Consider the following 12,613-nt stretch of genomic DNA (forward strand, 5'->3'; position numbering starts at 1 on the left):
ACGACATAAATAATATGAAGAAGATAATAAGTACCCTGCTGGCTAGTTGCTGTCTGACTTCTCTGATAGCACAGGAAGTGGTAGTGAAAGGGCCGGATGAAAAACTGCAATTGGTTGTATCTGCTTCTCCAGCCGAAAAGCCGAGTTATTCGATTACCTACAATGGAAAGACAATGTTGGAGAAATCTCCTTTGGGTATGAATACGAATATCGGTGACTTTGCAAAAGGGATGAAACTGACAGGACACGCTGTTACTCCGATCGATACTGTCTACCATCAGGATCGTATTAAAACCTCCAAAGTGCATTATCAGGCAAACGAACTGATTTGTAATTTTGAGAATTCGAAAGGGCAGAAAATAGATGTAGTCTTTCGTGTCAGCAATCACGATGTAGCTTTTCGCTATACTCTTCCGCGTCAGGATGGAAAAGGAAGTGTAACGGTAACTGCCGAAGAAACCGGCTTTCGCTTTCCGCAACAAACAACTACTTTCTTATGTCCGCAAAGCGATGCCATGATAGGTTGGAAGCGTACCAAACCCAGTTATGAGGAAGAGTATAAGGCAGATGCTCCCATGAGTGACCGTTCGCAGTACGGGCATGGCTACACGTTCCCTTGCCTGTTCCGTATCGGTGACGATGGTTGGGTATTAGTCAGCGAAACAGGTGTAGACAGTCGTTATTGCGGTTCTCGTTTGAGCGATGTAAGCGAAGGTAATCTGTATACGGTTGCTTTCCCGATGGCAGCAGAAAATAACGGTAACGGAACTTCTGCTCCGGCGTTTGCCCTTCCCGGGGCTACTCCCTGGCGTACCATAACTGTTGGCGAAACCTTGAAACCGATTGTGGAAACAACCGTTATCTGGGATGTCGTACGTCCTCTTTATGAAACGAAGCATGACTACCGTTTCGGACGCGGCACATGGAGCTGGATTCTCTGGCAGGATGGTAGTATTAACTATGACGATCAGGTGCGCTATATTGATTTTGCAGCTGCAATGGGGTATGAGTATGCCTTGATCGATAACTGGTGGGATACGAACATCGGCCGTGACCGCATGAAATCTTTGATAGAATACGCACGAAGCAAAGGAGTTGAACTCTTCTTATGGTATAGCTCTTCCGGCTATTGGAATGATATTGAGCAGGGGCCGGTGAATCACATGGACAATGCTATTATCCGCAAACGTGAAATGAAATGGTTGCAAAGTCTTGGAGTGAAAGGAATCAAAGTTGATTTCTTTGGTGGCGACAAGCAGGAAACGATGCGCCTGTATGAAGATATTTTGAGTGATGCTGACGACCACGGTCTGATGGTAATCTTCCACGGTTGCACCATCCCTCGCGGATGGGAACGTATGTACCCGAACTATGTAGGCAGCGAGGCTGTACTGGCCTCCGAAAATATGGTTTTCGGCCAGCACTTCTGTGATGAAGAGGCTTTCAATGCCTGTCTGCATCCGTTTATCCGCAACGCGGTGGGTTGCATGGAATTCGGTGGTTGTTTCCTGAACAAACGGCTGAATCGCAACAATGACGGAGGAACTACCCGCCGTACTACTGATATATTTCAATTAGCCACTACCGTATTATTCCAGAATCCGGTACAGAATTTTGCGCTTGCTCCCAACAACCTGAAAGATGTTTTCCCTGTTTGTGTGGACTATATGAAAACGGTTCCTACCACGTGGGATGAAACACGTTTCATTGACGGATATCCGGGAAAATATGTAGTCTTGGCACGTCGCCACGGTGACACCTGGTATCTGGCTGCTGTGAATGCCGGGAAAGAAATCGTAAAGTTGAAACTGGATTTAGATATGTTTGCCGGAAAAACCGTTTCTCTGTATAAGGATGATAAAAAAGGAGAACCTCAACTTGTGACGTTGAAAGTAAAAGAAAGCGGAAAAGTGCAACTGGAAATCCTTCCACAGGGAGGTGTTGTATTGGTGAACAACTAGATGATATTTCTTTTGGATGTGAGTTCGGGATAAATACCCTTATCCCGAACTCACATTTTTATTTGTTATTTACTTGTGGCTTGGTGGCAACAGTATTTATTGTGCAATAAATAACTGCTGTGTATGAGGAAAATAAACGATTTTTTTGTTGGTCTTTTAGCGTAAAGATGTTATCTTCGTTTATTGTTCAACCTTAAAACGGAAAACCATGCATACAAAACTAGTAAGTCTTTTCATAGTGTTGTTTCTGTGTTTGCCATTGTTTGCACAGAAAGAGTCAGTCCCCAGAATAGATAGTGAGGGAGTTTATTTAATTCCCGATGAGATGCCGAAGTTTCCGGGAGGCATGCAAGCCATGATGAAATACTTGGCAACTAACGTAAAATACCCTGTCGAAGCCCAGAAGAAAGGAGTTTCCGGTCGGGTGATTATCCAGTTCGTAGTGATGGAAGATGGAACACCGGGACAGGGAAAGGTAGTGAGAGGAGTTGATCCGCTGTTGGATGAAGAGGCTTTGCGCGTGGTGAAAACAATGCCTAAATGGTCACCCGGAATGGCGGATGGCAAGGCTGTCAAAGTGCGTTTCACTATTCCTGTAATGTTTAGCCTGTCGAAAAAGCAAAATGGCAATACTCCGAATATGAATATTCCTGAACTTACTGTCCCTAGCGGTCAGGAAGTCACTAATAAGAGTCTGGAGGGAGTATGGCAAAGCTGTCTTGTGCAGCCCGGTGCACATGATTTTCGGATTGCATTATTACCGGTCTTAAAAGTAATTTCTGCCGATAAAACATTTATAAACATCATGACACGTGGCAGGGATGCGAAATCGAATGCCATTATATTTTCCCAGGGAGAGTATCGTTTGCCTTCAGACAGCGTGTATGTCGAGATATTGGGAAAATCGTCCGATCCTGTTTTCGTTCCGGGAACAGAGAATGAAATTAGTGTTGAACGTCTCCACGACAATCTGATTAAGTTATCGTTCTCAATGCCCGATAAAGAAAAACGATGGGTGGAGTATTGGTTCCGTGTTCCGTCGCCTGATGTGAAGATAATGGCTGATTGATAATTTCTCTCTGTATAGATTTGCCATTGTTGAAGGAAGAGTACATTCGTTTTAGAAGACTTATTTGAAACGATAGTTCCCGGAAAGTTTCGTTTTGAATCGTTGCGGGATCTTATGGAAATTCAAGAAAATACCCTTCACCTTTCACAATGCCCTATTCATCGGCATTAGCGGGTGAAGGGCAGGCTTTCACTTTCCTTTCACCTTTCTACCCTGGTTTTCACAGATTGTCTAGTCTGCTAAATCTTTTATCTATAGTTGGCAGAAGAAGTGTTAGCAGATAGCTTCCAGACTATTATAGGAAAACTTCTTTTCTATAAGGGATAAACTTCCTTTGTATAGGAACCAAACTTTCTTTGCATCATAAGAAAACTATAAATGCAAGCTTTGATTATATAAATGAAACTTGCATTTATATAATCAAAGCTTTTGTTTTTATAAACGCAACTTGCAATTATAGATTGCATTTAATGAAAAACAAGTTTACATACTGGTAATAAGAAGTTTACCAGTAATCAAAAGAAAGTTTGTTATTAATGAAAAAGAAGTTAGTTAGTAATGAGTGGGAAACAGGTTAGATATGTTTTTAGAAGTAACAGGTGGAGAAGAATTATACAGGGTTAAGAAAACGGAGGGTGAAAGGCGGATGAAAGAGCAGCCTTCACCCGCTAATGCCGATGAATAGGGCATTGTGAAGGGTGAAGGCTGTACTTGTAAAATTGAAAAACAGGTGTTAGAGGGAAATTTACCGATTGGTTACTGTTTATTTCCCCAGTGTGAGATGGTGGGAATAAAGTTGAAACTTTATAATTTTAAGTCTACTCTCTTTCCCCTATAAGAAACAGATTGATCGAATGTCGTAGCATCACCGTCACCACAACCTTTTCCCGGTTCTACAATGATAATGTTGAATTTACGATTTTTCAGCATTCCTTTGTAGTTACCTTGCCGGTCGTTAATCGTCAGGGTACGGTCTTTATCATTCCATTTCATGGCAATGGTAGTGTATGCTCCCTTTTCGTAATTGTAGTTGTCGAACTCATCTTCGTAAAGAGTCAATTCAGCGTCGGCGCCCGGATAAATGCGAAGTGTCAGATTATCCCATTTCTTTTCGGTGGAATATTGTACAGCCGGTCCCCAGGGTAGGATAGAACCAGCACGGACATAGACAGGCATGATGTCGATAGGCACTTCACGCTGGATGGTTTGTCCGCCTTTCAGGCTTTTCCCGGTCCAGAAATCAATCCATTGGGCACCTGCGGGTAGATAAACATCTGTCTTTCCTATCTTATTCATATTCTTCTGATAGCCGTTCTGTTTGTCGTCCTGCCATGTATAAAGCGAATCAGTTACGGGGCGGACAAGGAAATTACGGCCAAACATATACTCTGTATCCATCTCGAGTACTTTCTTATCTTTAGGAAAATCCATCATGAGTGGTCGGATGATACTGCCCGCTTTGTTGGTAACTTCCCATGAAGTGCTGTAGAGATAGGGCAAAAGGCGATAGCGCAGGTGAGTATATTTTTCGAGTGCGTCATAAGCCCAGTCTCCTTTCTTGCCGAACTGGTATATTTCCACAGCTACCGGACTGGAATTGTGTGAACGCATGATCGGCTGGAATGCTCCCCACTGATACCAGCGCACGTGCAATTCATGATAAGCGATATTGTGTACATTATTGTTATATTTCCGTGCGAAGAAGCCGCCTAGGTCGGTATTCCAGTATGGTATGCCGCATAGTGAGTAATTTAGTCCTGCCGCCAGTTGTTTCTTCATCACTTCCCAGGTAGAGACTACATCACCGCTCCATGAATGTGACGCATAACGTTGCTGTCCTAGGAAAGACGAACGTGTGAGCAGGAATACCCGCTTGTCGGAAGTGGTAGCACGTTGATGTTCGTATACACCCTTGTTGGACATCAAAGGGAAAGCGTTGTGCACTCTGCGGAATGAACCTAGATAAGTGGGGGTGTCGAAATCTTTGTCCTTGATTTCCAGATGATCCGGCTCGGTAGAGTCGAGCCACCAACCATCCATACTGAGATCGAAGATGTTCTTTTTCATTTCTGCCCAATACATATCGCGTGCTGTCGGATTGAACGGGTCGTAAGGTTTTACTCCGGCTTTGGGAGGCCATGTCTCGAAGTGAAGCAATGCTTTCAGGCTATCCATTTTCTGGTACATCTCTGTCCACGGACCGAACGAGGCCCATACTGAAATCATGATATGTGCATTCTGTTTATGTACATAGTCGATCATTTCTTTCGGACTTTTGATGCGTAGCGTTCCATAATTAGCATTTCTGTCTTCTCCGTTCGGGAGGAATTTCATGTATTCCGGATCACCCATTTTGTTGATATAGCGTGGGTTTTGGAATTTCATCGAGTTCCAGTTTTCGTTGCATCCCCAATATTGCCAGTCTTGGATGATACCGTCCAAAGGTACTTTCAGTTCACGGTACTTATCTACTACTTCGCAGAGTTCGTCCGGACTTTTATAGCGTTCGCGGCATTGCCAGAATCCCAGTGTCCAGAGCGGATAGAGCGGGGCCTGACCGGTCAGCTCGCGCACTCCGGCTATTACACCGCCCGCATTGCCGCCGTAAATGAAATAATAATCAGCGCAATCGCCTACTTCCGAGTCGAACGACATCTCTTGCGGATTGTCGAGGAAAGTAGTAGGAGAGTAATTATCCCAATAAAGGGCATATCCCTTGACGGAATGAATGAATGGAATGCAGATACTCATATTTTGATTGCGGAGAAACAGTTTCTGATTGCGTTGGTTCACTTTACCCGTCTGCTGCTGTCCCAAACCGTAGATTACTTCGTCTTTATCCAGCAAAAAAGCCTGGCGGACATTGAAAGACGGAACACCTGCATCATTGAAAGGAGTGAATTGTGTTCCGTAATCCTTGTCCGTCAACAGACGTTGGCCGGACGAATCGAAAAAATGGATACCACCAGTCTCCGGGTTCACTTCCACTTGGATAAGACGGCTGCTTAATGTCACATTTTTCCCCTTTTCACCGAAAGAAACAGGAGTTGTCTCGGGCGTTTTGACAATGACCAGACTTTCTTTATTGCAAGATTTCTGACTGGGCGTCTTATAAACCCTGACAATGGAGGGTGAATAAAACTCTACGTTGACATCCATCCCCTGTGTGGCACACTTGATGCCTTGTGAGGTACGCTGTACATTTTGTGCTGTACCATTGCCTGCTGCAACCATTGTTGCACATACAAGCAAGAAACCGGCTTTTCTAATAAGATTCATTTTCATGGTTTTTAAGTACTTTATGATGCAGCAAAAGTAGGGCAGAGGCAAGCAAAACGGACAACAATCAGGTTGAAACAAACAGTAATCACGTTGATTTCTTCGCTTTTTCGGCATATTCTGACGGGCGGCATCCATACATTTCCTGAAAACATTTGCTTAAATAACTGGAACTGCAAAAACCTGTGTGTTCCGCAATTTCTGTAATACTTAGCTTGCCCTCTGTTATCAGTTGTGCTGCCCGTTGCAGACGAATGTTACGGATAAAGAGGCTGGGAGACTGATCGAGCATAGTCACCAGTTTGCGGTATAATCCCGTTCGCTCCATACAGAGGTCGCGGCTTAGTTGCTCCACCGAATAGCCATTGACGTGCAGATTCTGTTCCACCAGTTTGATGGCTTGTGCCAGAAATGCAGATTCTTCTGTGTCCTGTTGCTGATGGTCGGGAGACGTTTCTTCTATGCCACAGGTTAGAGAATTATTTTGTTCGATCAGGTTGCGGATACGGAGTAATAGAATCTCTTCTTTATGCTTGCGTTCCATTTCCTTTCTGCTCCAATAGATATACAATCGGCTACCGGTGAAAGCAATCAGTAATAAAATGACTGCATACAGGATATAAGCCGTGGTTGTTTTCCACCACGGTGCATGGATGGTTAATTTTATTGCTGTCACTTTGCCGTTCCACTGAAGAGGATTGTCCGAGGCCATGACTTTGAATGTATAATCTCCCGGTGGTAAATTGGTGTAAACAGCTTGAAGAAGACCTTTCCCTACAGTCGCATTTCCCTGTCTTCCTGCAAATGTACTCATCCATTGCGGGTCGATACCTTCCAGTTGATAACGGTAGTATGTGCGTTCATGATTGATATAATTCAATGCCGAAAATTCGAAAGTCAGGAAGTTTTGGTTATAGTCCAGTTCGATTTCGGTTGTATAAGGAGCAGCCTTGGACAGGATGATGCGGTTGCCATATTCTTTTCCAGTATTCACTTTCTCTCCATACAAGCGTAAGGCTGTGAAAACCGGCGGATCAGGAAGCATCGGATGAATGGAGTCCTTGTCGGGATGGAATATGCTAAAGCCATCAATACCACCCAGATAGAGAGTACCGTCGGAAGAACTGAATACGGCATCTTTTATGTATTCGCCGTCCAAAGCACCGTCCAACTGATTGAACCGGGTGAAACTGATGTTCTTATTCTCCGGATTTATGTGGATGCGTGTGACACCGTTACTGGTCGTTACCCAGATGTCTCGATATTTGTCCTCAATAATGCCCTGGATAAAGTTATTGCTCAATCCGTTTTCACGATAGAAGATACGTGGGGCAGAGTCGTTTTCGCTGGTAAAAAGTTCCAGTCCGTCAGGAGTTCCTGCCCATGTCCATCCGCGTGTGTCGGTATATAATGTATTGTATACTTTATTTTTGAAATGATGGTTCTTGTTGGGGTTCAACCGATTCAGTATTTCAGGAGAGACAGACGGGATAGCTGCTGACTTTAATACATAGGATTTTTGTTCATTAGCTGTCAGTCGATAAATTCGGGAATGAGCTTTCAGATAGATATTTCCATCTTTATCTTCGGCGAAAGATTCAATATTGATTTCTTCTTCCGGGGAGACGGGAAATGCATTGCGACCTATATGAGTCAGTTTATGCATGGACGGGTGATGATATAATAATCCCCGATTGAAAGTTCCGAGCCATAACCCTCCTTGTCGGTCTTGAAAGACAGTGCTGATTTCGGTAGAGACAATCTGTCCGTTTCCGGTTTCCAATAGGGGGATGTATTTTTGTGTTCCTGTGTGGAGGTCAATCATCCAAAACCCGTGAACGCAACTGATATAGGCTTTCTCACCATTAGGGGTAATGATAAGGGTGTTGAGAGTATAGTTCTGTTCGAAGAGTTTTTTCCATGTGCGCTTGTGGCTATTGAAATAGAATAAACCGCCTTTACGCCCGTTGCGTAGTTGATAGAAGCCGTCTGCGCTTTTGACGACGAGAGAAGTATTTTGATATTCAGCCTGTTCGGATGCAGGATAAGCGGCTATGTTGTATACGGTTTTTTGGTCGGCTATGTGGTAACAGGACACTTCGCCTGTGTCATAGAATAAATATAGGGAGGTACTGTCGGCATTCAGGTCCTGCAATTTCCCGGAATACTTGCCGGGCAAGGTTATACGGGTCTTGTTGTTTAATTCCAGTAATTCGTTAGCTATGAGTAGCCAGATGTGTCCTGAATCGTCTACAAAAAGGTCTTCTACGGGGGCTTGTATCTCTCTGTTCTTAAAGTAAGCATCTAAATCAGGAATGTATTCCTCTCTGTACAGGTCAATGCACATCAGTTTGTGAGTATCTTTAATCCATAACAGAGAATCCCCACTCTGGTAAATGCGGTAATGCCCGTTATATTGGTTTAATGGATATACGTATTCCGTGGTGCGGTGAAGATAGCTGAAATGTACACCGTCGTATAGATTTACATTACCGCTGGTGGTGAATACCATTCTTCCGTCGGGCAACTGGAGGATATAACGTATTTGGTTATCACTCAATCCTTGCGACGCATTGATGGTGGTGAACAGGAATTCACCGGCATATATGAACGGTGTCATCCTGAAACAGAAAAATAAGCAGAGCAGAATCCGTATGTTTCTCAAACTATTGGTAGTCATGGCTATGTTTCAAGATTACAAAGATAAAAAAAGTCGGCTTATGAAGCACGACTTTTCTATCTGTTAAAGGCAGTTATTTATCATTCAGCTGATAAAAAGTGGCATCTTGACTTAATTTTGGGCTTTTATGAATGATATTCAGACGAATGTTTGTATATAAAGCTTTACTTTTGCGATGAATCTGACATTATAAACATATCATTACCATGAAAGCAATATTTGCATTATTTTTATTGTTTGCTATTTTATCATTAAAACTCTCTGTGGTCTTTGCGCAGGAAAACATATTCACCGTCTGGCAGCCGGATTATCAGAAAAGCCCTTATACGGGAATGACTCGTCAGCACTGGATACAGGCAGGCGAGTATTTATTAAAAGGTGCATTTAACTATATACATACATTAGACGATCAAATGTATTTTCCGAAACAGCTGGATAAAACATATCCGAGAAATACGGGAGAAATTCCGGTAGCAAAGCTGGAAGGTCTGGCACGGACTCTATTTGTAGCTGCTCCTCTTTTGAAAGATAATCCAGAACTGGAGATGAACGGGATAAAAGTGGCAGACTATTATCGTTATCAACTGATAAATATCTCTAACCCTGAAAGTAGGAGCTATATTCCGCATCGTACGGGAGGTCCCAGTCAGACATTGTTGGAACTGGGCTCTTTGGCAATCTCGATGAAAGCTGCACAGGAAGTGTTATGGAATCCTCTCACTAAGAAACAGAAAGATTCACTGGCTGCTACCATGTTGAGTTATGGAGAGGGACCGACTATTGGTTCCAACTGGATGTTTTTCAATGTCTTTATCTTGAGTTTTCTGAAAGATCAGGGATATGCCGTGAATGAAAGCTATCTGGAGTCGAACCTGCAAAAACTTCTCGCACGCTATCGGGGCGAAGGCTGGTACAATGACGCTCCGGCTTATGACTATTATAGTGCGTGGGCTTATCAGACTTACGGACCTATTTGGGCGGAAATGTTCGGGAAGAAACAATACCCTCAATATGCAAGGCAGTTTATGGAAAATCAGCATGACATGGTTGATAATTATCCATTTCTGTTCAGCCGTGATGGCAGGATGAATATGTGGGGACGGAGTATTTGTTATCGTTTTGCCGTTACTGCTCCTTTGTCTTTGTATGAATATGACAAAAGTGGTAATGTGAATTATGGATGGATGAGAAGGATAGCTTCTTCTACGTTGTTGCAATTTTTAGAACGTCCGGAATTTCTGGAAGATGGTGTTCCGACAATGGGTTTCTACGGACCTTTTGCTCCTGCTGTTCAGATTTATAGTTGCCGGGGTAGTGTTTATTGGTGCGGAAAAGCTTTTCTTAGTTTGTTGTTGCCGGAAAACTCTAACTATTGGTCGGCTACAGAAAATAACGGTCCTTGGGAGAAAGAACTGAAAAAAGGGGAAGTGTATAATAAGTTCCAGCAGGGAACTAATCTATTGATAACCAATTACCCGAATTGTGGCGGATCTGAAATGCGTTCATGGTGTCATGAGACTGTGGCAAAAGATTGGCAGAAATTCCGGAGTACCGAAAATTATAATAAACTGGCTTACCATACAGAGTTCCCCTGGATGGCAGATGGGAAGAATGGGGAGATTTCCATGAATTATGGAACAAGGAATAAAAAAGGGGAATGGGAAGTGTTGCGGTTGTATACGTTCAAAAGTTTCGAAAATGGAATTTATCGTCGTGACGCTGTGCTCGAAACGGATAGCACTGTGAAGTATCAGTTGGCGGATGTTCCGCTGCCGGATGGAATCTTGCGGATAGATAAAGTTTCCGTTTCAGAGCCGACGGAGATCTGTTTGGGACATTATTCCCTGCCTCGTCTGGATTCCGATATAAAGGAAACAGGTTGTAAGGTGGGTAAACAGAATATTCCGGTACTCTCTAACGGAAAATATGAATTGGCAATGATACCATTGACAGGTTGGGAGAAAACATATACGGTATATCCGGAGGGAGTGCATCCTGTAAGTGAGAAATGTGCATTAAATATGGTTTCCGATCAGTTATCCGGTGAAAAAATATATGTGACACTTCAATTATGGAAGAAGAATGAGAAAAGAGGTTTTACTTCAAAAGAGCTGACACCGGTGAAATCTGTCCATGTGTCAGAGGATAAGAAACAGGTGACGGTTTGTTTATCAAACGGTGAAATAAAAACTATTTCGTTTGAGTAATGAATCCCATTCAAGTAACTGATATTTAATTAAGAAACATATTGCTATCATGAAAGAGAAGATTGTTTGGATTTTTGTCGTTTTATATCTGTGTAGCTTTCATTTGAATGCCCAAAATGTAGAAAATAATCCTACTGGCGGCGGGTATCAAGTTGCAGCTGAAGGAGCTTGGTGTTGGTTTGCCGATCCGAGAGCCTTGCATTATGAAAACAAGGAGGGAACTATAAATAAGACATATATCGGTTACATCGATATTCATGGTAATATAAAGGCGATGCAGTATGACTTTCAAAAGAAGGAACAGGAAGAAGTATTGATCCGTTCGTATTTTCAGCCGGACGATCATAACAATCCCACTTTTCTTGTATTGCCCGATGAAAGAATCATGATTTTCTATTCAAGACATACGGATGAACCTTGTTTTTATTACAGAGTCTCCCGAATACCGGGGGATATTACTACTTTAGGTGAAGAAAAGAGGATTGAAACAAAAAATAATACGACTTATCCTTCTCCGTTTATTCTGTCGGATGATCCTGAACATATTTATTTATGCTGGCGTGGAATCGGTTGGCATCCGACTATTGCCAAGCTTTCATTACCGGACGACAAAGATGAGGTGGATGTAGTATGGGGACCGTATCAAATCGTACAATCTACCGGCGCCCGTCCGTATGCGAAATACATGTCTAACGGGAAAGATAAGATTTATTTGACTTACACCACGGGACATCCGGATAATGAACTTCCCAACTTCCTTTATTTTAATTATATCGATATCAAAACATTGCAGTTGACTGATGTCAGGGGAACCGTACTTTCTACTATTGCCGACGGCACATTTAAGGTGAACAAGACAGGTGATTATGCGAAACAATACCCGTCTACGGTAGTGGATAATCCTTCTGAACGTGACTGGGTATGGCAAATAGCTTCGGACAGGAACGGAAATCCGGTGATAGCAATGGTACGTATCAGCGATAATAAAGAATCTCATGATTATTACTATGCAAAATGGAACGGACACGAGTGGAAAAAGACTTTTCTTATTAATGCCGGTGGACATTTTCATCAGACGCCGAATTTAGAAAAGTGTTATAGTGCCGGTATGGCTATCGATCCGTCGAATGTTAATGAGGTATATTGCTCATTACTGGTAGAGGGAAAATATGGTAAGGTGTATGAGATTGTAAGATTTATCATGAGTGAAGATGGAGAGGTTATTTCTAAGGAGGCAGTCACAAAAGACTCGCAACTGAATAATGTCCGTCCTTATATGATACCGGCTTCAGAGGGTACCCCATTGCGGCTGACTTGGATGTATGGCAACTATTATGATTGGATTGTCAGTTTACAACATCCACAAGAGGTTGTGTCAAAACGTTGGCACAACCTCTTTTATATTTTACAGTTCTGC

General features: G+C 42.8%; 6 protein-coding genes. 4 read left to right on the forward strand and 2 right to left on the reverse strand.

The window, feature by feature from the left end; translation table 11 throughout:
- The first annotated feature begins 14 nt into the window (after nt 1-14).
- Nucleotides 15-1,961 (forward strand): glycoside hydrolase family 97 protein, encoded by a 1,947-nt coding sequence (locus DWZ47_RS06175; RefSeq protein WP_117512567.1) that lies wholly within the window; start codon nt 15-17, stop codon nt 1,959-1,961.
- Between the two features lie 208 nt (nt 1,962-2,169).
- Entirely contained in the window at nt 2,170-3,030 is an 861-nt protein-coding gene (locus DWZ47_RS06180; RefSeq protein WP_008776461.1) for a TonB family protein, read from the forward strand.
- 804 nt (nt 3,031-3,834) lie between these two features.
- Here DWZ47_RS06180 and DWZ47_RS06185 read toward each other — a convergent pair.
- Both DWZ47_RS06185 and DWZ47_RS06190 read right to left on the reverse strand, forming a co-directional pair.
- A complete protein-coding gene (locus DWZ47_RS06185) occupies nt 3,835-6,315 on the reverse strand; it encodes a glycoside hydrolase family 31 protein (RefSeq protein ID WP_117512568.1) in 2,481 nt (826 codons plus the stop codon).
- 82 nt (nt 6,316-6,397) lie between these two features.
- A complete protein-coding gene (locus DWZ47_RS06190; protein WP_117512569.1) occupies nt 6,398-8,989 on the reverse strand; it encodes a helix-turn-helix domain-containing protein in 2,592 nt (863 codons plus the stop codon).
- A gap of 206 nt (nt 8,990-9,195) precedes the next feature.
- Here DWZ47_RS06190 and DWZ47_RS06195 point away from each other — a divergent pair, with 206 nt between their 5' ends.
- Nucleotides 9,196-11,196 (forward strand): DUF2264 domain-containing protein, encoded by a 2,001-nt coding sequence (locus DWZ47_RS06195; protein ID WP_117512570.1) that lies wholly within the window; start codon nt 9,196-9,198, stop codon nt 11,194-11,196.
- 49 nt (nt 11,197-11,245) lie between these two features.
- Nucleotides 11,246-12,613 (forward strand): BNR repeat-containing protein (locus DWZ47_RS06200; RefSeq protein WP_117512571.1); only part of this gene is annotated, 1,368 nt, incomplete at its 3' end.

It is taken from the genome of Bacteroides sp. AF32-8BH, assembly GCF_003435205.1.
Lineage (GTDB): Bacteria > Bacteroidota > Bacteroidia > Bacteroidales > Bacteroidaceae > Bacteroides > Bacteroides ovatus.

What these genes read in the sequence shown, in the direction of transcription:
- DWZ47_RS06175 (WP_117512567.1), top strand. Translation starts at nt 15, where the DNA reads ATGAAGAAGATAATAAGTACCCTGCTGGCTAGTTGCTGTCTGACTTCT.
- DWZ47_RS06180 (WP_008776461.1), top strand. Translation starts at nt 2,170, where the DNA reads ATGCATACAAAACTAGTAAGTCTTTTCATAGTGTTGTTTCTGTGTTTG.
- DWZ47_RS06185 (WP_117512568.1), bottom strand. Translation starts at nt 6,315, where the DNA reads ATGAAAATGAATCTTATTAGAAAAGCCGGTTTCTTGCTTGTATGTGCA.
- DWZ47_RS06190 (WP_117512569.1), bottom strand. Translation starts at nt 8,989, where the DNA reads ATGACTACCAATAGTTTGAGAAACATACGGATTCTGCTCTGCTTATTT.
- DWZ47_RS06195 (WP_117512570.1), top strand. Translation starts at nt 9,196, where the DNA reads ATGAAAGCAATATTTGCATTATTTTTATTGTTTGCTATTTTATCATTA.